Source organism: Alteromonas sp. H02, from assembly GCF_059682525.1.
This window is the reverse complement of record NZ_CM185021.1, coordinates 876,176-899,757: the sequence shown is the minus strand read 5'-3', so window position 1 is coordinate 899,757 and position 23,582 is coordinate 876,176. Positions and strand designations below refer to the sequence as shown.

The following is a 23,582-nucleotide window of genomic DNA, read 5'->3' as shown; positions in this document are numbered from 1 at the left end:
ATACCAATTGCATTAATTAATTGACCAAATTTGTCCACTCTCTCCAACAGAGATTTTTGACTCGCTCAACATCCGCAATGAATGTATTCCAGGCACGAGAGACCTGTTCTACTATTTCTTCGTAACCTCGAAATACCCGGTTTGATAAGCAACGCTGCCGTAGCCATTGCCATACCTGTTCCATCGGGTTCAGCTCCGGAGAATAGGCTGGGAGTTTTACGAGACTGACGTTGGTAAATGGGCTGGCCGTGTCGAATGTATGCCAGCCAGCGCCATCCATCACAACAACGGCATGACGCCCAGGCTCTGTCGCTTCGCTGATCAATTTCAGATGCTGCTTCATCACCTCTTTATTGACAAGAGGGCTGATAAGCGCCTGGGTACTGCCATTGCTCGGACACACCGCACCAAAGATATAGCCATAATCGAATTGCTGTTGCTTTACCACTCTTGGTCTGCTGCCCTTCGCAGCCCATATTCTGGACGTCTGATTTTGCTGACCGAATCGTGCTTCGTCTTGGAACCAGACGTCAACGCGATCCAGAGGGAGATGACCTGGAGTGTGAAGGATCGTTTCCAACTGGAAGTTTTTTAAAAGTATCTTGGGTTTGCTGTGATTGTTTAGGGTGTTTAGAGCGGCTGGTTATCCAACTGAAACCGAGCGTATCCATGATGCGGTATACGTTTCGCAACTGATAGTCGATTTGGAAGGTGTCGCTAATGTATTGTCGTACATCCTGTGCAATCAAACGACCTCCCTCCTTTTTAACCGCGTTTTCTTCAATAAAATGTGCGACCTGTTCTCGCTGAGAGACGGAGAGCTGGCAGGGTCTACCCGGACTAGGTTTGGATTGCAGGCCTTCAAGTCCGTGAGCCAGATAGTTGGATACCCATGTATTAACACTGCCTCTGGCAACCCCAAGGTAAGCGGCTATCTGAGTACGTGTTTCTCCTTTCTTGAAATGATACAAAGCTAAATAGCGGGTCCGTAATTGGCCGTTGGATGTCTGCTTTGCTAATTGTTTAAAGTCGTCGGCGGTATGCATATGAAAATCACTCGAATATGAATACTGCCATTAGATCAAACTTTTAAGGCAATTGGTATGACTTGCCGCTCGTGACAGGTTCAGCCCTTCGTGCTATCGGTTTCATAGCACTACTACGGCGTCTGCTGACTTCTGATATTCCATCCCGACACCTCGCGATGTCAGTAGCTCTATAGCAGAATATCAGACCTCCCGGGGTAATTCGCGCGAACTTCCTGCTTATGCCTGTCGGCTCTACGTTGCTGCATTCCGTGCAAGTATTGGGCTTTAGTGATAATGGCCACCTCACCCTGCAACAACGCCTAAACCGCTTCCTGTTCGTCAGGCCAGCATTTTGCCTTCGGCTTCCTTCAGATTTCACCTCACGATGAACACCCTTGCCGTTCGGCTAGCACTTCCCCTTGCCGGGTGTGCAGAGGACTTCCACCTCCAAGTCATCAACTCACCACCACAGTGAGTCGAACAGTGCTAAAGCACTACGCGCCATGCCCGGCGCACCACCACAAAAAAAGGCCACCGAAGTGACCTTTTTGGAATGCTGCTAGTTTCTATTATTCAATAATCTTAGAAACTACGCCTGCACCTACAGTTCTGCCACCTTCACGGATTGCGAAGCGCAGACCTTCGTCCATCGCGATTGGAGCAATCAGTTCAACTTCGAACTTCAGGTTGTCACCAGGCATTACCATTTCAACGCCTTCTGGCAGTTGAACAGCACCAGTTACGTCAGTTGTACGGAAGTAGAACTGTGGACGGTAACCTTTGAAGAATGGAGTGTGACGACCGCCTTCATCTTTAGACAGTACGTATACTTCCGCTTCAAACTTGGTGTGTGGAGTGATTGAACCAGGCTTAGCCAGTACTTGTCCCCGCTCTACGTCGTCACGCTTAGTACCACGTAACAGAACACCAACGTTCTCACCTGCACGACCTTCGTCAAGCAGCTTACGGAACATTTCAACACCAGTACAAGTCGTCTTGGTAGTATCTTTGATACCAACGATTTCTACTTCTTCACCTACTTTAACGATACCTTGCTCAACACGACCGGTTACAACAGTACCACGGCCTGAGATTGAGAATACGTCTTCGATTGGCAGGATGAACGGCTTATCGATGTCACGCTCTGGCTCTGGGATGTATGAATCCAGGGCTTCACCTAACTCAACAATTTTCGCTTCCCAAGCTGCATCGCCTTCAAGGGCTTTCAGTGCAGAACCCTGGATTACTGGCAGGTCATCACCTGGGAAATCGTACTCTGATAACAGTTCACGAACTTCCATTTCGACCAGCTCAAGGAGCTCTTCATCATCAACCATGTCACACTTGTTCATGAATACGATGATGTAAGGTACGCCTACCTGACGACCAAGCAGGATGTGCTCACGAGTCTGAGGCATAGGGCCGTCAGTTGCAGCAACTACCAGGATCGCGCCGTCCATCTGAGCAGCACCAGTGATCATGTTTTTAACATAGTCAGCGTGTCCAGGACAGTCTACGTGTGCGTAGTGACGAGTTGGAGTGTCATACTCTACGTGTGAAGTAGAGATGGTGATACCACGTGCTTTTTCTTCAGGCGCGTTATCGATTTGATCAAACGCCTGAGCCGCACCACCGTAAGTCTTTGCAAGAACAGTAGTGATTGCTGCAGTCAGAGTGGTTTTACCGTGGTCAACGTGGCCGATAGTACCCACGTTTACGTGGGGTTTCGACCGTTCAAACTTTTCTTTTGCCATTTTTCTCGTTTCCTAAGTTAAAAGTCCGCTCCAATAGCAGACCGGACCGAACCTTCAAATTTATTAGCTTCGTGATTCAATGATTGCTTTCGCCACGTTATTAGGCGCTTCAGCATAGTTGAAGAACTCCATTGAATAGGAGGCGCGCCCCTGCGTAGCAGAACGCAGGTCAGTAGCATAACCGAACATCTCGGAAAGTGGCACCTTTGCCCGTACAATTTTTATACCGGCCACACCGTCTTCCATACCTTCAATCATACCACGGCGGCGATTCAGGTCGCCAACGACGTCACCCATCCAGTCTTCCGGAGTGGTTACTTCAACGTTCATTGTGGGCTCAAGCAATACCGGATTCGCCTCAGCGGCCCCTTTCTTAAAGCCCATTGAACCGGCGATCTTAAACGCCATTTCAGAAGAGTCAACATCATGGTAAGAACCGTCGAACAAAGTTACCTTTACATCGAGAACCGGGTAACCTGCCAGCACACCATTTTGCATTTGCTCCTGAATGCCTTTGTCCACCGAAGGAATAAACTCTTTCGGGATTACGCCGCCAACAATCTCGTTAACGAACTCGTATCCAGCGCCTTCTTCATTCGGCTCTATGCGCAGCCAGACGTGACCAAACTGGCCACGACCGCCCGACTGACGGACAAACTTGCCTTCGACTTCCACTTGCTTGCGGATAGTCTCGCGGTAAGCCACTTGTGGGTTACCAACGTTACATTCAACTTTAAACTCCCGCTTCATGCGGTCGACAATGATATCTAAGTGTAGCTCACCCATACCGGAAATGATGGTTTGTCCGGTTTCATCGTCGGTTTTAACCCGGAACGACGGATCTTCAGCAGCCAGCTTACTCAGGGCAATGCCCATTTTCTCCTGATCGGCGGTTGATTTCGGTTCTACCGCAATCGAAATTACAGGATCAGGGAATTCCATTCGTTCCAGTGTGATCACGTTGTTTGGATCACACAGCGTATCGCCCGTAGTAACATCTTTCATGCCGATAGCGGCCGCAATGTCACCTGCGCGTACTTCTTTTAATTCTTCACGGTCTTTCGAGTGCATCTGCACGATTCGACCAAAGCGTTCCCGCTTACCTTTAACCGGGTTAAACACCGTATCACCTGTGTTTACCACACCAGAGTAACAGCGGAAGAACGTCAACGTGCCCACGAATGGGTCGGTGGCAATCTTAAACGCCAGCGCAGAGAACGGCTCTTCATCATCTGCATGACGCTCACCTTCGCTCTCATCAGGTAAAATACCCTTAATGGCTGGCACATCGATTGGTGCTGGTAAGTAGCGTACCACTGCATCAAGCACTGCCTGAACGCCTTTATTTTTAAATGCACTACCACAGGTTGCTAACACAATTTCATTGTTTAGCGTACGAATGCGCAGACCCTCGTGAATTTCATCTTCAGTCAGTTCTGCGCCTTCTAAATACTTGTCCATTAACTCGTCGGTAGCTTCGGCGGCCGCTTCGATCATCTCGCTGCGGTATTGCTCCGCTTTGTCCAACAGATCAGCCGGAATGTCTTCGTAGGTAAAGGTCATGCCTTTGTCTTCTGCATTCCAGTTAATGGATTTCATTTTAATCAGGTCAATAACGCCGCTGAACTCTTCCTCAGCACCGATGTTAAGCTGAATAGGTACACAGTTAGCACCCAGACGCTTACGGATCTGACCAACAACCCGTTCGAAATCCGCCCCGGCACGGTCCATCTTGTTGACGAAGACCATGCGCGGAACGTGATATTTATCCGCTTGTCGCCAAACGGTTTCTGATTGAGGCTCTACGCCAGAAGACCCACAAAATACGACTACCGCACCGTCCAGAACACGTAATGAACGCTCTACCTCAATGGTAAAGTCTACGTGTCCGGGGGTGTCGATAATATTGATACGATGCTGATCAAACTGTTGCTGCATCCCGGCCCAAAAACAGGTGGTCGCTGCGGAAGTGATAGTAATTCCGCGCTCTTGTTCCTGTTCCATCCAGTCCATGGTTGCAGCACCATCATGCACTTCACCAATTTTATGCGATAACCCGGTATAGAACAGCACGCGCTCTGTTGTTGTGGTTTTACCCGCATCAACGTGTGCAACAATGCCTATATTCCGATAGCGATCAATTGGGGTCTTACGCGACATACATCTCTCTCAGTTAAACGTTGATTACCAACGATAGTGTGCGAACGCTTTGTTCGCTTCGGCCATACGGTGAACGTCTTCACGTTTCTTAACCGCTGAACCTTTATTGTCAGCTGCATCTAACATTTCGGCTGCAAGGCGTTGAGCCATTGACTTCTCGCCACGTTTACGTGCCGCTTCTACCATCCAACGCATACCCAGTGCATTACGACGAACAGGACGAACTTCTACTGGAACCTGGTAAGTTGAACCACCAACGCGGCGAGACTTAACCTCAACAGTAGGACGAATGTTGTCCAGAGCTTCTTCGAATACATCTAAGTGTGCTTTGCCGGTTTTTTCAGCAACAATATCAAGCGCACCGTAAACGATTTTTTCTGCAATCGATTTCTTGCCGTCGAGCATTACGACATTCATGAATTTAGCAAGCAGCTGTGAACCAAATTTTGGTTCTGGTAGGATTTTACGTTGACCTACGACTCTTCTTCTTGGCATCTTCTATTCTCCGTGGAATTCAGGGATAACCCAAAACTCAATTAATTCAGTTTGGCCTTACTAACGGAGAACCGTTAAGACTTGGGCCGCTTGGCGCCGTACTTAGAACGGGCCTGTTTACGATCGTTTACGCCGGCGCAGTCAAGAGTACCGCGAACAGTGTGATAACGAACACCTGGCAGATCTTTTACACGACCGCCACGAATAAGAACAACACTGTGCTCCTGCAGGTTGTGGCCTTCACCACCGATGTATGAAGAAACTTCAAAACCGTTGGTTAAACGCACACGACATACTTTACGTAGTGCTGAGTTTGGTTTCTTAGGCGTAGTAGTATATACACGAGTACATACACCACGTCTTTGCGGACAAGCTTGCAGGGCAGCAACGTTGCTTTTCTCAACGGGCTTTCTGCGTGGCTTGCGCACTAACTGGTTAACTGTTGCCATTAACTAGCTCCTGATTAAAAACTACAAAAACCCGGGCCTTTGTCCGGGTCGATTAATTACGACTTTCACATCGTTGTCAAACCGTATGCTCGTTACGATCCTAATGACTTTGAATCTAAAAACCGTGCCCTGCGTGGGCGGCTAAAAAGCCTGCTACCATTTTTGGGTCGCGGAATATTAAAGATCAATGCCTGTGCTGTCAAGATGTACAAAGGTTAACCACAGAATAAACCGGTATTTAGCCTGTACAGATGACAAAATGGGGCACTACCTTGCGGTAGTGCCCCAATCTCTTGCTTAAGCGCTTATTCGTCTGACGATGACTCGTCTGACGATACTTCAGCGTTTAACGCTTCGGTCAGTGCCTGTTCTGCTTCAGCAGCAGACACCGACATTTCAGCGATTTCTTCATGGCGACGCTGAGCACGTTTTTCGTGATAAGCGAAGCCGGTACCAGCTGGGATCAGACGGCCAACGATAACGTTTTCTTTCAGACCACGTAGATCGTCTTCTTTGCCCTGAACCGCTGCTTCGGTCAGTACGCGGGTGGTTTCCTGGAACGATGCTGCAGAGATGAAAGACTCTGTAGACAGCGACGCTTTGGTGATACCCAGTAACTGGATTTCGTAAAGCGCAGGCAGTTTGCCTTGTTTTTCCATTTCACGGTTTGCGATTTTAACCGCAGCGACTTCAACCTGCTCGCCTTCCAGGAATTGGGTATCGCCCGGCGCGGTGATCAAACACTTACGCAGCATCTGGCGGATAACCACCTCGATGTGCTTATCGTTAATTTTTACACCCTGCAGACGGTAAACTTCCTGAACTTCGTTCACGATGTAGTTAGATACCGCGCTCACGCCACGCAGACGTAAGATGTCATGTGGTGACTCTGGACCGTCAGCGATAACTTCGCCTTTTTCAACGTTTTCACCTTCGAACACGTTAAGCTGACGCCACTTCGGAATCATTTCCTCGTATGGGTCGCCATCTTTCGGCGTGATAACCAGACGTTTCTTACCTTTGGTCTCTTTACCGAAACCAATAGTACCTGAAACTTCTGCCAGGATAGCAGGCTCTTTCGGCTTACGCGCTTCGAACAAGTCAGCAACGCGCGGCAGACCACCGGTGATATCCCGTGTCTTCGAGCTTTCCTGAGGAATACGGGCCAGCACGTCACCTTCGTTAGCCACTTTACCGTCAGCTGCTTCGATAGTAGTAAAGCTTGGCAGGCGAATTTCCTGCAAACCAAACTCATCGCTTTCAAGGATCAGCTTAGGCTCTTTAGCATTAACCTTTGACAAGTCTTTAACAACCACACGGGTCAGACCGGTCAGTTCATCCTGCTGCATCTCAGTGTTTGAGTCATCGATATCAGCAAATGAAATCTTCGATGCACGCTCAACGATGATGGGGTGACTGTGCGGATCCCAGTTAGCCACTACGTCGCCAGCCTGTACTGCCGCACCGTCATCAACGGTTAAGGTTGCACCGTAAGGTACTTTATAACGTTCTTTCTCACGACCTTGCTCATCGGTCATTGTCAGTTCGGTTGAACGTGAAACAATAACCAGTTTGCCGTCGGTGTTACGAACGTACTTGGCATTATGCAGTTTCAGGTTACCGGCTGTTTTGACCTGTACGCTGTTTTCTGCAGACGCTCTCGATGCCGCACCACCAATGTGGAAGGTACGCATGGTAAGCTGGGTACCCGGCTCACCGATTGACTGCGCAGCGATAACACCAACAGACTCACCTTTACCAACCATATGACCGCGAGCCAGGTCACGACCGTAACAGTTCGCACACACGCCAAAGTCGTTGTCACAGGTGATTACCGAGCGAACCATTACCTGGTCTACTGAGTTCGCCTCAAGCAGATCTACCAGCGCTTCGTCGAGCAGTGTATTACGTTCAAGGATAACCTCATCTGTACCTGGTACATAAACATCCTCGGCCACAACACGACCCAGTACACGCTCACGCAGAGGCTCAACAACATCACCACCTTCAATCAGTGGCGTCATCAGAACACCTTCGTAAGTGCCACAATCTGAGTTAGTGATAACCAGATCCTGTGCCACGTCTACCAGACGGCGAGTCAGATAACCCGAGTTCGCAGTCTTAAGTGCAGTATCGGCAAGACCTTTACGCGCACCGTGGGTTGAGATGAAGTACTGTAGTACGTTCAGACCTTCACGGAAGTTAGCCGTGATTGGCGTTTCGATAATTGAGCCATCCGGCTTCGCCATCAGACCACGCATACCCGCTAACTGACGAATCTGTGCCGCACTACCCCGTGCACCGGAGTCGGCCATCATGTAAACAGAGTTAAATGAGGCCTGCTCTTCTTCTTCGCCTTTGGCGTTGATAACCACGTCAGTTTTCAGGTTATCCATCATGGCCTTGGCAACTTTTTCGTTGGCATTTGACCAGATATCAATAACTTTGTTGTAGCGCTCACCAGCTGTTACAAGACCGCTTTGGAACTGTTCCTGGATCTCGATAACTTCCGCTTCAGCAGCGTCGATGATTTCTTTCTTGGCATCCGGGATAACCATATCGTCGATACCAACAGATGCACCCGCGATCATCGCGTAGTGAAAACCGGTATACATGATTTGGTCAGCCGCAATAACGGTATCTTTCAGACCAAGACGACGGTAACAAGCGTTAAGCAGACCAGAGATTTGCTTTTTACCCATTGCCTGATTGATCAGTTCAAAAGGCAAACCTTTTGGCAGGATCAAAGAGAAAATAGCACGACCCACCGTAGTGTCGGTCAGGGTAACTTTCTCAGTTTTCGCGCCGTCTTCCGCTACGTCGTATTCAGTGATACGTACTTTAACGCGCGAATGCAGTTCCGCATTACCGGTACGGTAGGCTTTTTCTGCTTCGTGTGGGCTGGTAAATACCATGCCTTCGCCCTGACCGTTTACTTTGTCACGGGTCAGGTAGTACAGACCTAATACAACGTCCTGTGAAGGTACGATGATTGGCTCACCGTTGGCTGGCGACAGAATGTTATTTGTCGACATCATCAGTGAACGGGCTTCTAACTGGGCTTCAATGGTCAGTGGTACGTGGACCGCCATTTGGTCACCGTCGAAGTCAGCGTTGTAAGCCGCACACACCAGAGGGTGCAATTGGATCGCTTTACCTTCGATAAGGGTCGGTTCAAACGCCTGGATACCCAGACGGTGAAGCGTTGGCGCACGGTTAAGCAGTACCGGGTGTTCGCGGATAACTTCATCCAGAACGTCCCACACTTCCGGCGCTTCGCGCTCTACCAGCTTCTTAGCCGCTTTAATGGTAGTGGCTAAACCACGACCTTCTAACTTACCGTAGATAAACGGCTTGAACAGCTCAAGCGCCATCTTCTTAGGTAGACCACACTGGTGCAGACGCAGTGTAGGACCAACGGTAATTACAGAACGGCCTGAGTAGTCAACACGCTTACCCAGCAGGTTCTGACGGAAGCGACCCTGCTTACCTTTGATCATATCGGCAAGTGATTTCAGAGGACGCTTGTTAGAACCGGTGATAGCGCGGCCACGACGTCCGTTATCCAGCAGTGCATCGACCGCTTCCTGCAGCATACGTTTTTCGTTACGTACGATGATGTCAGGTGCTGCCAGGTCTAACAGACGCTTCAGACGGTTGTTACGGTTGATAACACGACGGTATAAATCGTTCAGATCAGACGTTGCAAAACGACCACCGTCCAGGGGTACCAGAGGACGTAAATCCGGTGGCAGAACTGGCAGTACGGTCATGATCATCCACTCTGGTTTGTTGCCAGACTGTTGGAATGATTCAAGCAGTTTTAAACGTTTGGTGATCTTCTTACGCTTGGTTTCTGAGTTGATTGACGGCAGCTCTTCACGCATTGCAGCAACATCAGCATCAACATCCAGATGCTTAAGCAGATCGAATACGGCTTCGGCACCCATCTTGGCTTCAAACTCGTCACCATGCTCTTCTAACGCATCCAGGTACTCTTCTTCGCCCAGCAGTTGGCTGCGCTCAAGCGTCGTCATGCCTGGTTCTGTTACAACGAATGACTCGAAGTACAGCACACGCTCGATATCACGCAACGTCATATCCAGCATCAGACCGATACGAGACGGCAGAGATTTCAGGAACCAGATGTGGGCAACCGGGCTCGCCAGTTCGATGTGACCCATACGCTCACGACGTACTTTAGTCAGGGTAACTTCTACGCCACACTTTTCACAGATAACACCACGGTGCTTCAGGCGCTTGTACTTACCGCACAAACACTCGTAGTCTTTTACAGGACCAAAGATACGCGCACAGAACAGACCATCACGCTCTGGCTTGAACGTACGATAGTTGATGGTTTCTGGTTTCTTCACTTCACCAAAAGACCATGAACGGATCATGTCTGGTGAGGCAAGACCAATGCGAATATTATCGAATTCTTCAGTCTTGTTTTGTTGTTTTAGAAACTTTAATAAGTCTTTCACAATACTCTCCCGGCGGAGTCAGTCTCTATGGCCCGGTTACCCGGGCCAACTCAATCAATTATGGCAACAAACGGCCTGCTTAGTTTTCTTCCAGCTCGATATTAATACCGAGTGAACGGATTTCTTTAAGCAGTACGTTGAAGGACTCAGGCATACCTGGTTCCATTCTGTGATCGCCATCAACGATGTTCTTGTACATTTTGGTACGGCCGTTAACGTCATCCGACTTAACCGTCAGCATTTCCTGCAGAGTGTAAGCGGCACCGTATGCTTCCAGTGCCCACACTTCCATCTCACCGAAGCGCTGACCACCGAATTGTGCTTTACCACCCAGCGGCTGCTGAGTAACCAGGCTGTAAGAACCAGTTGAACGCGCATGCATCTTGTCGTCAACAAGGTGGTTCAGTTTCAGCATGTACATGTAACCAACGGTAACCGGACGTTCGAATTCACGACCCGTACGACCATCAAACAGGGTAATCTGCCCGCTCTCTGGAATATCCGCCAGTTTTAACATCTCTTTGATTTCAGCTTCACGTGCGCCGTCGAATACTGGTGTTGCTACCGGTACACCCTTACGCAGGTTATCGGCTAAACGCAGTACTTCGTGGTCAGTAAAGGTGCTGATATCAACCTGTTTCGGGTTATCACCCAAATCGTACACTTCTTGCAGGAAGCCACGCAGTTTCTGCATTTCTTCTTGCTCTTTGAGCATACGGTCGATTTTAACGCCCAGACCGTGCGCAGCCATACCTAAGTGCGTTTCAAGGATCTGACCGATGTTCATCCGCGACGGTACACCCAGAGGGTTAAGTACGATGTCTACCGGCGTACCGTTTTCATCGTATGGCATATCTTCTACCGGGATTACGGTAGAGATAACACCTTTGTTACCGTGACGACCAGCCATCTTGTCACCAGGCTGGATATGACGCTTAACAGCCAGGTAGACCTTAACGATCTTGAGTACGCCCGGAGCCAGGTCATCGCCTTGAGTGATCTTGCGACGCTTAACTTCAAATTTCTTGTCGAAATCAGCTTTGATTTCGTCGTGCTGGGCACCGATTTGGTCTAAATCGCTCTGCAGATCAGCATCTGACAGTGGGATATCGAACCATTTCTCGCGCGGCATGCTGTCCAGTTTACCCTGGTCTACGCCTGCTTTAAGCAACAGGTTGGCAGCACGTGCGAAGATGCCGTCGGCCAGGATATTGAACTCGTCAGACAGGTCTTTCTTAACCTGACGTAACTGCATGTCTTCAATTTCCAGGGCACGCTTGTCTTTTTCTACGCCATCACGAGTGAATACCTGAACGTCGATAACGGTTCCGTGCACAGAGTTAGGTACACGTAATGAGGTATCTTTAACGTCAGAGGCTTTTTCACCAAAGATAGCACGTAACAGTTTTTCTTCTGGTGTCAGCTGGGTTTCGCCTTTAGGCGTTACTTTACCTACCAGAATGTCACCGCCCTTCACTTCTGCACCGATGTATACAACGCCGGATTCATCCAGCTTGCTCAGCGCAGACTCACCAACGTTTGGAATATCAGAAGAAATTTCTTCTGGCCCCAACTTGGTGTCACGAGCGATACAGCTCAGTTCCTGAATGTGGATCGTTGTAAAACGGTCTTCCTGAGCAACACGCTCAGAGATCAGGATCGAGTCTTCAAAGTTGTAACCGTTCCAAGGCATGAACGCGATACGCATGTTCTGACCAAGAGCCAGGTCACCTAAGTCCGTTGACGGACCATCAGCCAGTACATCGCCTGCCACAATCGGGTCACCGACGCTACAGGTTGGACGCTGGTTAATACAGGTGTTCTGGTTTGAACGGGTGTATTTGTTCAGGTTGTAGATATCGATACCCGCTTCACCAGCAAACATCTCATCTTCATCAACCTTCACCACGATACGGCTGGCATCAACATAATCGATAACACCACCACGCTTGGCGACTACAGTTACACCTGAGTCAACAGCAATGGTTTTTTCCATACCGGTACCAACTAACGGCTTATCAGCACGTAGTGTAGGTACTGCCTGACGTTGCATGTTTGCACCCATTAATGCACGGTTAGCATCATCGTGTTCCAGGAACGGGATAATGCTCGCAGCAATCGATACGATTTGTTGTGGCGAAACGTCCATGTACTTGATGTCTTCTTTAGGCATCAGGGTAGTTTCACCACGGTGACGACATGGGATCAGGTCGTCGAGCAGTTCCATGTTCTCAGTCAGCGCTACGTTTGCCTGGGCAATGGCGAACTGACCTTCTTCAATCGCAGATAAGTAATCGATTTCATCACTCACCACACCGTCTACAATGCGACGGAAAGGCGTTTCGAGGAAACCAAAGTCATTGGTACGGGCAAAGCTCGCCAATGAGTTAATCAGACCGATGTTCGGACCTTCAGGGGTTTCGATTGGACACAGACGACCATAGTGCGTCGGGTGTACGTCACGAACCTCAAAGCCTGCACGCTCACGAGTCAGACCACCCGGACCTAAGGCAGAAATACGACGCTTGTGCGTTACTTCTGACAGCGGGTTGTTCTGATCCATAAACTGCGACAGCTGTGAAGAACCGAAGAATTCTTTAACCGCTGCTGAGATAGGCTTGGCGTTGATCAGATCCTGTGGCATAACGTTGTCCAGGTCACCCAGAGACAGACGTTCTTTTACAGCACGTTCAACACGCACCAGACCTACACGGAACTGGTTTTCGGCCATTTCGCCAACAGAACGGATACGACGGTTACCTAAGTGGTCGATATCGTCCACTTCGTCTTTACCGTCACGGATCAGGATAAGCTGCTTCATTACATCGATGATGTCTTGCTTATCCAGAGTACCTGACCCTACCAGCTCTTCACGACCTAAACGACGATTAAACTTCATGCGTCCAACTGATGACAGATCGTAACGTTCATCAGAGAAGAACAGGTTATCGAACAGCGTTTCAGCAGCATCTTTTGTAGGTGGTTCACCAGGACGCATCATGCGGTAGATTTCTACCAGCGCTTCCAGGCGATTTGTTGAGCTGTCAATACGCAGTGTATCAGAGATGTATGAACCGTGATCCAGTTCGTTAATGTACAGCGTGGTGAACTCTTTAATACCGGCCTGACTTAACGCTGCCAGTGTTTCGAGTGTAACTTCATCATTAGCGTTAACCAGCACTTCGCCGGTTTCTTCGTTAATGTAAGTCTCGCCATACACGCGGCCAGCCAGGTATTCAACCGGCACTTCCAGCTCAGTAACACCGGCTTTTTCTAAAGCACGGGTGTGACGGGCAGAGATACGACGGCCGGTTTCAACCAGCACATTGCCTTCGCCATCAAGAATGTCGAATTGTGCCGTTTCACCGCGCAGGCGATCAGGAACGACTTCCATCAGCATCTTGTTATCGGCAATACGCACCTGGATTTTGTCGAAGAAGGTATCAAGGATCTCTTCAGTGGTCATTTCCAGTGCGCGTAAGATAATCGTTGCAGGCAGCTTACGGCGACGGTCGATACGTACAAACAGGTTATCTTTCGGGTCAAACTCGAAGTCTAACCACGAACCACGGTAAGGGATTACCCGTGCGTTGTAGAGAACTTTACCTGAAGAGTGCGTTTTACCTTTATCGTGGTCATAGAACACGCCAGGAGAACGGTGCAGCTGAGAAACGATAACTCGCTCGGTACCATTAATGACGAACGTACCGTTCTCTGTCATTAACGGGATCTCACCCATGTACACTTCTTGTTCTTTAATGTCTTTTACAGTACCAGGTGCTGCTTCTTTATCGAATAATACCAGGCGCAGTTTCACTCTTAACGGCGCGGAGAAGGTTACGCCTCGGATTTGACATTCTTTAACATCAAATACCGGCTCGCCAAGGCGATAACTTACATATTGTAATTCTGAATTGCCAGAGTAACTTTTAATTGGAAACACAGAGCGGAATGCTGCTTCCAAACCATATTGACCATCTACATCGATATCAATAAATTTCTTGAAAGAATCTAGCTGGATTGAAAGAAGGTATGGAATTTCCAATACCTGTGGGCGTTTGCCAAAATCCTTACGGATACGTTTCTTTTCGCTATAAGAGTAAACCATGGGTTCCTCAGCCTGCTGATTTTAGACCCAACCTGTTGCCGTAATACACGTCGACAACAAACTTCCAGTACCCTTTCACAGGGAACAATCAGATAGCATACACCAAAAATTAGCCAATTTTTAGTTAACTCGTTGGTTTATTGCTAAATAAATTATTCTCGGTGGTGGCGCTTGATGTGTACAGACAAGGGTAATAAACCGTACACCCTACAGCGCAAAAAGGCTGGTGGTCAAAAAAACCACCAGCCTGTGCCATTTCTGGCAAGCAATCTGCTAGTGCAGATTACTTGATTTCAACTTCAGCGCCAGCTTCTTCAAGCTGCTTCTTCAGTTCTTCAGCTTCTTCTTTGCTTACGCCTTCTTTGATAGCTTTAGGAGCAGATTCAACTACTTCTTTCGCTTCTTTCAGACCTAAGCCAGTCGCGCCGCGAACTGCTTTGATTACTGCAACTTTGTTGCCACCGAATGAAGTCATAACAACGTCAAATTCAGTTTTCTCTTCTGCAGCAGCAGCTTCACCCGCTACAGCAGGACCAGCAACAGCAACAGCAGCAGCAGAAACGTTGAATTTTTCTTCGGCTGCTTCGATCAGTTCAACCAGTTCCATTACTGGCATTTCAGCGATCGCGTTTAAGATATCTTCTTTAGTTAGAGCCATTTTCTCTAAACTCCTGGGATTAAAATGTTAAAAAAATCAATATGCCAAAAACGCCAATTACTTGGTGTCTTTGACCGCCGCCAATACGCGCACAAACTTGCCAGGAACTTCGTTGATAGTACGAACGAATTTCTCGGCTGGTGCTTTGAAGGTTGCAAGTAGTTTTGCAAGCGCTTCGTCGCGGGTAGGCAGAGACGCCACTGCATCCAGTTTTTCTGGACCAAGCAGACCACTACCAATTGAAAGTGCAGTAACTTTCAGCTTCTCGTTGGTTTTACCGAAGTCTTTAAAAAGACGTGCTGCACCGCCAGGTGCATCGATAGAGAAACCATAGATAAGCGGGCCAGTTAAGGCGCTTTCTAAATCTGAAAATTTGCTATCTGCTAACGCACGTTTTGCCAGAGTATTACGTACAACCTTCAGGTATACGCCTTGCTCACGGGCTTTAACGCGCAGGTCAGTCAGATCTGCAACTTCCATCCCACGGTATTCAGCAACGGCTACGGATAGAGCGCGAGATGCAACTTCGGAAACCTCTGCTACGATCTCTTTTTTTGCTGCTAAACCTAGTGCCACTGAGTTCACCTCTTAAAATCTGATCAAGTAAAAGCAACTACCTAATCAGGGTTCACAGATTGATGACTTCACCAATTGAAGCCACCGCTCTACGGTGTTTGTTATCCCAGAGAGTCTGAGTTCAAACCACCGTCTGCGCAGGCTGGTTGATTAAGTAACGCATTAACGTAAAAGTTCTCTTACCTCTTTTACTGCGTCACGCCTGCGGTCTAGGACGGGAGCCAGTATTCGCTTAGCGATATAATGGCTCCAACCCAAAACCGAAGAGAATGCCGGTTAAAGTAACCAGCAAGGGGCATTACTGACCTACGGTCGCCTTATCAACAGAAACGCCGGCGCCCATAGTGGTGCTCAGACTAACTTTCTTGATGTAAGTACCTTTAGCAGAAGAAGGCTTGGCTTTCTTCAGAGCTTCCAGTAATGCTTCTAAGTTTTCCTGGATTTGATTGGCTTCAAAAGCAATCTTACCAATGCTGGCGTGGATGATACCGTTCTTATCGTTACGGTAGCGAACCTGACCCGCTTTAGCGTTTTTAACTGCAGTAGCAACGTCTGGCGTTACAGTACCAGTCTTAGGGTTAGGCATCAGGCCACGTGGACCTAAGATTTGACCTAACTGACCAACAACGCGCATTGCGTCCGGGCTGGCCACTACTACGTCAAAGTTCATTTCGCCTTTCTTAACCTGGTCAGCCAGGTCATCCATGCCAACGATGTCAGCACCGGCTTCTTTAGCCGCTTCAGCGTTTGCACCCTGAGTAAATACAGCAACGCGAACCTCTTTACCAGTTCCGTTTGGCAGTACAGTTGCACCACGAACGTTTTGGTCAGATTTCTTAGCATCGATACCCAGATTGATAGCAACGTCTACGCTTTCTGCAAAGTTGGCCGTAGCCAGTTCTTTCAGCAGTGCTACCGCTTCTGCGATATCGTATTCTTTAGTTGCATCAACCTTGTCACGGATTAAACGTGCGCGTTTAGTTAATTTAGCCATTCGATTAACCCTCTACCTTCAAGCCCATTGAGCGAGCAGAACCCGCAATTGTACGTACTGCAGCGTCCAGGTCAGCAGCTGTCAGATCCGGCTCTTTGGTTTTGGCAATTTCTTCCAGTTGAGCACGGGTAACAGTACCCACTTTTTCAGTGTTAGGACGACCAGAACCGCTCTTGATACCAGCCGCTTTTTTCAGCAGGTAAGAAGCAGGAGGCGTTTTGGTTTCGAATGTGAAAGAGCGGTCTTCGTATACAGTAATTTCTACTGGTACTGGAGCGCCTTTCTCAAGACTTTCAGTTTTTGCGTTGAAAGCCTTACAGAATTCCATGATGTTTACACCATGTTGACCAAGTGCTGGACCAACTGGTGGTGACGGGTTAGCAGCACCGGCTGCAACCTGAAGCTTAATTAAGCCTGTTACTTTTTTAGCCATTTTAAATGCTCTCGTTGTTGGGTATAACGCCTCGCAAATATCGAGATTATTTGCTCAATCGGCTTCCCGGTTCCAATAAAAGGGGCGCGAATTATAGGCTAACAAATAGCCTGATGCAACCTCTTATACAAAATACTTTCAGACTTGCTCACACAAAGCAAAAAGCCTTATCGCCAATTGGCAATAAGGCTTTAAATGGGTATTGCGGGTAATTAGCCTTTTTCGACCTGGCTGAATTCCAGCTCGACAGGAGTGGAACGACCAAAGATAAGAACCGATACTTTTACGCGGCTCTTTTCGTAGTCGACTTCTTCTACCACACCGTTGAAATCGGCAAATGGGCCATCGATAACACGTACCACTTCGCCTGGCTCGAACAGCGTTTTCGGCTTCGGCTTATCCACAGACTCTTCCAGACGGTTAAGGATCGCATCTGCTTCACGTTGAGAAATCGGCATAGGACGGTCTGATGTGCCGCCAATGAAACCTAATACACGTGGCACACTTTTAACTAAGTGCCATGAGTCTTCGTTCATTTCCATCTCAACCAGCACGTAACCCGGGTAAAATTTACGCTCAGATTTACGCTTCTGGCCGGCACGCATCTCTACTACTTCTTCGGTTGGTACTAACACCTGACCGAAATAATCTTCCATGCCGTGCATCTTGATATATTCAAGCAGGGTTTTCTTAACACGCGACTCGTACTGAGAATAAGCTTGTACAACGTACCAACGTTTCTTTGGTTTGTTTTCTGCTTCAGTCATGACTTATGCTCCAATACCAGTAATAAATCCAACGACCCAAACCAGAATCCCATCAAGGCCCCACAGGATAAGTGCGGCAATTACTGTCGCGGCTAGCACGATGAGGGTTGTTTGGTTCAATTCCTGACGCGATGGCCATACTACTTTGCGTACTTCCATGCGTGAATCTTTAGCGAATGTCAGAAATGCGCTGCCTTTTGCAGTGCTTGCAGCAATAAAGCCTGCAATCGCCACACCGGCCACGGCGCCAATGGCGCGATATAATACTGACAACTCACCATACACATAGTTAGCTGTAATCACACCTGCCAGCAAGGCAAACACGATCAGCCACTTTAGTAAGTCCATTGGATTGGATGCATTTTCCGTTTTTTCGCTCATTTCACGACCCTAGCAATACGGCATATTTAAACCACACACTTTTACGCGCACAGTCAATCTAATTTGGCAGGGGTGGAGGGACTCGAACCCCCAACCATCGGTTTTGGAGACCGCTGTTCTACCAATTCGAACTACACCCCTATACTCTTCTTATTCGAAGAATAACAATCAGCTTAAGAGCTGATTTTACTTACACTCACCTTGTGAAGTTATGACGTCTTTTAGAGAAAAAGTGCGGCTTCGCAAGGGAGGGACGCGTATTATACTCAACACACTCGCAGATACAAGCGCTTTGTTTGCCCTTACGGGCATCCGCTTAGGCAGTAAAAATATGATGCTGCGTAGCCGTGAAATAATCACGAAACACCCGGTTGAGCGCGGTATTCTGGCTGGCGCCTTTAATCCTGGTGTAAGGATAAATTGCCGTGATAGCCTTAGAAATGTTCACAACCGACATGCTTGCCTCACGGTGTACTTTATTGACCAGCTGCTCAGTAAAATCCACTTTTTCTCTAACAACTTGTAAGCACTCTTCGGCCAGGTTTTCCACTCGTAGATTGGCATGGGTAAGCGTATCCTGCAGTGTATACAAGTGGCTGGGCGACACGGAGTTACTGCTCAGTGCCAGAAAATGCTCTCCCATACCAATGTAATTTACCCACAGGGTAAGGTCGGCAAATACGCTAAAGTTCAGCTGGTAAATGGCCTGAGGCAAAAAAACTGTTTCATAGTGAAAACCTTGTTGCTCTGTTATTTCTGCGTTCTGCACTTTAAAGCTATGGGTAGCGGTTGCCACCAGCCCCATGGTTTGCCAGTCGTCTATAACCTCCACCTGCTCTGCCGGCACCACAAAGGAGGAATAGTGCTCCTGACCCTGGTGATTTTTAAGCATCTTACCATCATCCAGCAAGCGCGCATTTAGCGTAAAATGGGTTAAGTAGGGAGCTCCCGTGGCATAACGCCACTGTCCATTCAGACGATAGCCTGATGCCGTTTTACTGGCATCACCAAATAATCCGCCGCTGCCACCCAGAATAACGCGATGACCGATAAATAGTTCTGCAGCAAACTCTGGTTTTAGGTTCCCAATAAAGTAATTAGCCCCTGCGCACAAAGTGACTGTCCAGCCCAGACTTCCGTCTGTTCTGGCTAAGGATTGCAAGGTCCTGAGGCCGTCCAGCAGATCTGCTTCGAGCCCGCCGAAGTCACGTGGTACCCACAAATTCCACAAATTGTGGCGGGCAATCCAATCAAGCGTGGCTGCAGACAACTGGTTATTTTCTTCGATGTCAGGTGGCGCTGATAAACGCATAGCTTTATAACAGTCCCGGTAATTCATTTTCGCGCCATTATAATGGCTCATAAGAAAATCACGAAACGTCATCCCCGAATTTGCGCAGCAAATATCGGGGACCCCCTAGCCTGTTTTCGTAGAGTCTAATCGACCTTTGCGCAGAACTTATTTCAGGTGAGCAAGCCTGTTCAGGAGAGCCCGGATAAGTGCTTCGCACTTTCCAGGGCGACGTTGTTGGTTACAAATACCCCGTTATCCCTGCACTACAAAATATCTGTCATCCACTCATGCCTTTTAACTCGTAGGCAGACTTGCGATTTCATAAGGTTGGCTCATTAATGAACTTGTTAATCGTTTTTTATTTATCAAAGATAATGAACTTTACCTTGCAAGTTAGTATCATAAAAATCACGTTGCAAGGTGAACGCTTGCATCATTCAGGACCAAGTAATGTAAAAGGACGTATATGCCTCGATACAGCAAAGTGATATCTGCTATTTTCATTTCAGCCACCCTAACTGGCTGTAACAACGACTCCGAAAGTACCCTTGAAGAGCTGAATAAACATCGGCAAATTTGAGAAAGCCACAACATTTCAGACTATGAAATGCAGTTTACCCATAACTGTAATTGCCTGGATGAAGTGACGGCACCTCGCATAGCGCTGGTTGAAAATAATGCAGTGGTTTCGCAGGTAGCGACCCGTTTTGGGCCATCCCTATCCATTGGCACAGAAGGATTAGGTGTTGATAGCAACAACAATAAAGCGCTAAGGCCAGAGCTGGTAACGGTCTGGACAGTAGATGAATTATTCGACCTGATCGCATTAGAAGAAAGTCGCGCTGATTTTTTGGAAGTTGAATACACCGAGGGGCTCGGTTATCCCACTCTCATAAGTGTCGACCGTAATGAACAAATTGCAGATGACGAATATACAATCACAGTAGACGTTGTCATCCCGGCAGACCAGTTAAGCTGTGCTGCGTGGGTAGTAGACAACTCGCTGAAGTTAACCATTGTCGATGAGGGCACGTACGACCCAATAGGCTATGGAACAACGGTAACCGTATCAGATGAAGTAGGCTTCACTGAGACGTTTGTTAATGACGACCCATCATGTGAAGACGATGAAAAAATTGCCATGCTCGGCGACCGCACCGGCTTTTATCAACTGACCATTGAAAAAGCAGGTTACGACACGTTAGTTATCGAAGACTTTGGCATCGGTAGAGGAGTGTGTGGCACCAGAACACGAGATCAATATTTTACATTGAGCCCGCAATAGGTCTGTAAGACTCCGTGACTTAGCATAAAGGGGATTTTATTTGAGCCAGGCTGTTCAGGAGATCCCGGATAAGTACTTCGCACTTTCCGGGAAGACGATGTTGATTCCAAAAACCAGTCATCCCTACACTATAAAACAACCGTCATCCCCGCATGCTTTTGAGCGGGGATCTCCTTGCATGTTCATGTGGTAGTGAAACAACATCTGTGCAGAAACCAATACATCCTTCACGTCATCCCCGAATTTGCGCAGCAAATATCGGGGACCCCCTTGCATGATATCGTAGTGTTTAATCGACCTTTGCAGAAAGGTAGTTGTGGGTGAGCCAACCTTTTCAGGAGATCCCGGATAAGTGCCCTGCACTTTCCGGGACGACGGTGTTGATTACAGATATCCGTTCCCCCCGCACTAAAAAACCTCCGTCATCCCCGCACGCTTTTGAGCGGGGATCTCCTTGCATGTTCATGTGGTAGTGAAACAACATCTGTGCAGAAACCAATACATCCTTCACGTCATCCCCGAATTTGCGCAGCAAATATCGGGGACCCCCTTGCATGATATCGTAGTGTTTAAATTCCAGTTGCCGAAATGGCGGTTAAAGTGAGTCAGTCTTTTTGGGAGATACCGGCTCGGAGGCCGGTATGACAAATTGAGAATGGTTGAGTCAGGTGAATCAGCCTGCTCAGGAGATCCCGGATAAGTACTTCGCACTTTCCGGGACGACGATGTTGATTTTACGGGACGGGAGGCTTCTGGGTCTCATTCGATTATCCAACCTTCTAAGGGGGTCCCGGATATGCGCAGCGCGCATTCCGGGACAGGGGATTTCTAAGGTCTGAATAAGCACGCATGCGTGCTTATTCGAGACCGAGAAATCCACCTGTCTGGTGAGCCCATAGCTTGGCGTAGATGCCACCTTTTTCGAGCAGTTCCTGGTGGGTGCCCTGCTCTACTATTTCGCCATTGTCGAGCACCAGTAAGCGGTCCATTTGTGCAATGGTGGATAAACGGTGAGCGATGGCCAGTACCGTTTTGTTTTCCATTACTGTATTCAGGCATTCCTGAATGGCCGATTCCACTTCTGAATCGAGGGCTGAGGTGGCCTCATCAAGGATGAGCACCGGCGCATCTTTAAGTAGCACACGGGCAATCGCAATGCGCTGACGCTGTCCACCGGACAGTTTTACACCACGCTCGCCAACCTGCGCATCAAACCCTGTGCGACCATCTTTGTCAGACAGCTGCTGAATAAATTCAAAGGCTTCGGCTTGCTCCGCCGCTTTGATCATTGCGGCGTCATCGGCATCATTACGGCCGTAGATAATATTATCCCGCACCGAGCGGTGCATAAGTGAGGTATCCTGAGTCACCATGCTGATCTGCGCCCGCAATGACTCCTGATCAACCCGGCTGATATCCTGCCCATCGATCAGTATTTGCCCATCAGTGGTATCGTAAAAGCGCAGTAGTAAATTCACCAAAGTTGACTTACCCGCGCCGGAGCGCCCGACCAGGCCGACTTTCTCACCCGGTTTAATATTTAAGTCGAGGTTTTTAAATACCGGCACCGGCTGGTCATTGGCTCCGGGATAGCTGAAACTCATATTCTTAAAGTGAATTTGCCCGCCACTCACGTTTAGCGCCGGGGCTTGGTCTACATTTTTCACTGCAATGGGTTGGGCCAGTGTATTAATCCCGTCCTGTACGGTACCCAGGTTTTCAAATAATGACGCCACTTCCCACATCACCCAGTGCGACATGCCGTTTAAACGTAAACATAAACTCACTGCCAGCGCGATTTCACCAGGCGTGACGAGTTGCTGTAACCATAAATATACCGACAACGCGCCGACACTAAAGATCAGTAATGCATTACTCAGCTCCACGCAGAACTCAAGGATCGTCACCAGGCGCATTTGCGGATACACGGTATACAGGAATTTATCCATGCTCTCCTGAGCATAACTGGCTTCGCGCTGGCTGTGAGAGAATAGTTTTACCGTGGAAATATTAGTGTAACTATCTACAATTCTGCCGGTCATCAAAGAGCGGGCATCGGCCTGATATTGTGACACTTGCTTTAACTTGGGGACCAGTACCCGCAAAATGCCGATGTACACGCCAAGCCACACCACCAGCGGTAACGCCAGACGCCAGTCTGCGGTAAAAATCAGTACCACCATGGAAATAAAGTAAACGCCGATATACACCATTAAATCGAGCAGTTTCATTACCGTTTCGCGCACCGACAGGGCGGTTTGCATTACCTTGGTGGCTACCCGGCCGGCAAATTCGTTGTGGAAAAACGATAAGCTCTGACCAAGCAGATAACGGTGGGCCTGCCAGCGAATTCGCATGGGATAGTTCCCCAAAAGCGACTGGCGGGAAAACAATGAGCGCAGCAAGATAAAGCCCGGAATGAGCACTACCACTACAATGCCCATCAAAATAAGCGTGCTGCTCTCCTGCTCAACAAAGGTGGCGCGATCTCTTTCGGCAAACCAGTCCACCAGCTTGCCCATAAAACCAAATAATGTCACTTCGAGTATCGCTACAATAGCGCTGAGCAATGAAACCGTAAGCAATACCGCCCACATTCCCTTGGTATAATGCTTACAAAAAGCCACCATACCGGTTGGTGGCTGGGTTGGAGTTTCGGCTGGAAATGGGTTGGTTAATCGCTCAAAAAAAGAAAACATCAGGCCTTTTGCTT

Annotated in this window: 16 protein-coding genes and 1 tRNA gene; 1 reads left to right on the top strand and 16 read right to left on the bottom strand. The window is 48.4% G+C overall.

Translation table 11 applies throughout. From position 1 onward, the window contains the following. Nucleotides 1-16: 16 nt before the first annotated feature. The 15 genes from AC566Q_RS04060 to AC566Q_RS03990 all read right to left on the bottom strand — a co-directional run bounded on the left by AC566Q_RS04060 (nt 17) and on the right by AC566Q_RS03990 (nt 19,653). A protein-coding gene (locus tag AC566Q_RS04060; RefSeq protein WP_499613984.1) for an IS630 family transposase occupies nt 17-1,046 on the bottom strand; the annotation gives its coding sequence in 2 pieces (ribosomal slippage) (nt 17-593 and nt 592-1,046; 1,032 coding nt in all). 551 nt (nt 1,047-1,597) lie between these two features. Beyond that, nucleotides 1,598-2,782 carry an elongation factor Tu gene (tuf, locus tag AC566Q_RS04055; RefSeq protein ID WP_499613981.1) on the bottom strand — a complete coding sequence of 395 codons (1,185 nt, stop codon included), beginning with the start codon at nt 2,780-2,782 and terminating at the stop codon, nt 1,598-1,600. A gap of 63 nt (nt 2,783-2,845) precedes the next feature. Next, nucleotides 2,846-4,942: an elongation factor G gene (gene fusA, locus AC566Q_RS04050; RefSeq protein WP_499613978.1), complete on the bottom strand. Its 2,097-nt coding sequence runs from the start codon at nt 4,940-4,942 to the stop codon at nt 2,846-2,848. A 24-nt stretch (nt 4,943-4,966) separates the two neighbouring features. Then, entirely contained in the window at nt 4,967-5,437 is a 471-nt protein-coding gene (rpsG, locus tag AC566Q_RS04045) for a 30S ribosomal protein S7 (protein ID WP_070178456.1), read from the bottom strand. 74 nt (nt 5,438-5,511) lie between these two features. After that, on the bottom strand, nt 5,512-5,886 hold the full coding sequence (gene rpsL, locus AC566Q_RS04040; RefSeq protein ID WP_071980814.1) for a 30S ribosomal protein S12: 375 nt from the start codon (nt 5,884-5,886) through the stop codon (nt 5,512-5,514). 305 nt (nt 5,887-6,191) lie between these two features. After that, nucleotides 6,192-10,373, bottom strand: a complete 4,182-nt coding sequence (gene rpoC, locus AC566Q_RS04035; RefSeq protein ID WP_499613972.1) for a DNA-directed RNA polymerase subunit beta' — start codon at nt 10,371-10,373, stop codon at nt 6,192-6,194. Nucleotides 10,374-10,452: 79 nt separating this feature from the next. Then, the gene (rpoB, locus tag AC566Q_RS04030) at nt 10,453-14,481 is read right to left on the bottom strand and encodes a DNA-directed RNA polymerase subunit beta (RefSeq protein WP_499613969.1); all 4,029 of its coding nucleotides are present in this window, start codon (nt 14,479-14,481) and stop codon (nt 10,453-10,455) included. A 283-nt stretch (nt 14,482-14,764) separates the two neighbouring features. After that, nucleotides 14,765-15,139 (bottom strand): 50S ribosomal protein L7/L12, encoded by a 375-nt coding sequence (rplL, locus tag AC566Q_RS04025; protein ID WP_499613966.1) that lies wholly within the window; start codon nt 15,137-15,139, stop codon nt 14,765-14,767. 57 nt (nt 15,140-15,196) lie between these two features. Then, the gene (gene rplJ, locus AC566Q_RS04020; RefSeq protein ID WP_489808650.1) at nt 15,197-15,715 is read right to left on the bottom strand and encodes a 50S ribosomal protein L10; all 519 of its coding nucleotides are present in this window, start codon (nt 15,713-15,715) and stop codon (nt 15,197-15,199) included. A 298-nt stretch (nt 15,716-16,013) separates the two neighbouring features. Then, nucleotides 16,014-16,709, bottom strand: coding sequence for a 50S ribosomal protein L1 (gene rplA / locus AC566Q_RS04015; RefSeq protein WP_105935320.1), 696 nt, complete (start codon nt 16,707-16,709; stop codon nt 16,014-16,016). A 4-nt stretch (nt 16,710-16,713) separates the two neighbouring features. Next, the gene (rplK, locus tag AC566Q_RS04010) at nt 16,714-17,142 is read right to left on the bottom strand and encodes a 50S ribosomal protein L11 (RefSeq protein WP_073316563.1); all 429 of its coding nucleotides are present in this window, start codon (nt 17,140-17,142) and stop codon (nt 16,714-16,716) included. Between the two features lie 212 nt (nt 17,143-17,354). Beyond that, the gene (gene nusG, locus AC566Q_RS04005; protein WP_499613962.1) at nt 17,355-17,909 is read right to left on the bottom strand and encodes a transcription termination/antitermination protein NusG; all 555 of its coding nucleotides are present in this window, start codon (nt 17,907-17,909) and stop codon (nt 17,355-17,357) included. Between the two features lie 3 nt (nt 17,910-17,912). Beyond that, the gene (secE, locus tag AC566Q_RS04000; RefSeq protein WP_499613960.1) at nt 17,913-18,290 is read right to left on the bottom strand and encodes a preprotein translocase subunit SecE; all 378 of its coding nucleotides are present in this window, start codon (nt 18,288-18,290) and stop codon (nt 17,913-17,915) included. A 64-nt stretch (nt 18,291-18,354) separates the two neighbouring features. Beyond that, nucleotides 18,355-18,431 (bottom strand) — tRNA-Trp (locus tag AC566Q_RS03995). 175 nt (nt 18,432-18,606) lie between these two features. Continuing rightward, on the bottom strand, nt 18,607-19,653 hold the full coding sequence (locus AC566Q_RS03990; protein WP_499613959.1) for an acyl-CoA dehydrogenase family protein: 1,047 nt from the start codon (nt 19,651-19,653) through the stop codon (nt 18,607-18,609). Nucleotides 19,654-20,176: 523 nt separating this feature from the next. Between AC566Q_RS03990 and AC566Q_RS03985 the strand changes: the two genes are divergently transcribed. Beyond that, complete coding sequence (locus AC566Q_RS03985) at nt 20,177-20,869, top strand: DUF6174 domain-containing protein (RefSeq protein ID WP_499617352.1); 693 nt, start codon at nt 20,177-20,179, stop codon at nt 20,867-20,869. An 857-nt stretch (nt 20,870-21,726) separates the two neighbouring features. Here the strand turns inward: AC566Q_RS03985 and AC566Q_RS03980 are convergent. Continuing rightward, a complete protein-coding gene (locus tag AC566Q_RS03980) occupies nt 21,727-23,568 on the bottom strand; it encodes an ABC transporter ATP-binding protein (RefSeq protein WP_499613956.1) in 1,842 nt (613 codons plus the stop codon). Between the last annotated feature and the right edge of the window lie 14 nt (nt 23,569-23,582).

What these genes read in the sequence shown, in the direction of transcription:
- AC566Q_RS03980 (WP_499613956.1), bottom strand. Translation starts at nt 23,568, where the DNA reads ATGTTTTCTTTTTTTGAGCGATTAACCAACCCATTTCCAGCCGAAACT.
- rpoB (WP_499613969.1), bottom strand. Translation starts at nt 14,481, where the DNA reads ATGGTTTACTCTTATAGCGAAAAGAAACGTATCCGTAAGGATTTTGGC.
- rplA (WP_105935320.1), bottom strand. Translation starts at nt 16,709, where the DNA reads ATGGCTAAATTAACTAAACGCGCACGTTTAATCCGTGACAAGGTTGAT.
- nusG (WP_499613962.1), bottom strand. Translation starts at nt 17,909, where the DNA reads ATGACTGAAGCAGAAAACAAACCAAAGAAACGTTGGTACGTTGTACAA.
- rpsL (WP_071980814.1), bottom strand. Translation starts at nt 5,886, where the DNA reads ATGGCAACAGTTAACCAGTTAGTGCGCAAGCCACGCAGAAAGCCCGTT.
- rplL (WP_499613966.1), bottom strand. Translation starts at nt 15,139, where the DNA reads ATGGCTCTAACTAAAGAAGATATCTTAAACGCGATCGCTGAAATGCCA.
- tuf (WP_499613981.1), bottom strand. Translation starts at nt 2,782, where the DNA reads ATGGCAAAAGAAAAGTTTGAACGGTCGAAACCCCACGTAAACGTGGGT.
- rplK (WP_073316563.1), bottom strand. Translation starts at nt 17,142, where the DNA reads ATGGCTAAAAAAGTAACAGGCTTAATTAAGCTTCAGGTTGCAGCCGGT.
- secE (WP_499613960.1), bottom strand. Translation starts at nt 18,290, where the DNA reads ATGAGCGAAAAAACGGAAAATGCATCCAATCCAATGGACTTACTAAAG.
- rpsG (WP_070178456.1), bottom strand. Translation starts at nt 5,437, where the DNA reads ATGCCAAGAAGAAGAGTCGTAGGTCAACGTAAAATCCTACCAGAACCA.
- AC566Q_RS03990 (WP_499613959.1), bottom strand. Translation starts at nt 19,653, where the DNA reads ATGAGCCATTATAATGGCGCGAAAATGAATTACCGGGACTGTTATAAA.
- fusA (WP_499613978.1), bottom strand. Translation starts at nt 4,942, where the DNA reads ATGTCGCGTAAGACCCCAATTGATCGCTATCGGAATATAGGCATTGTT.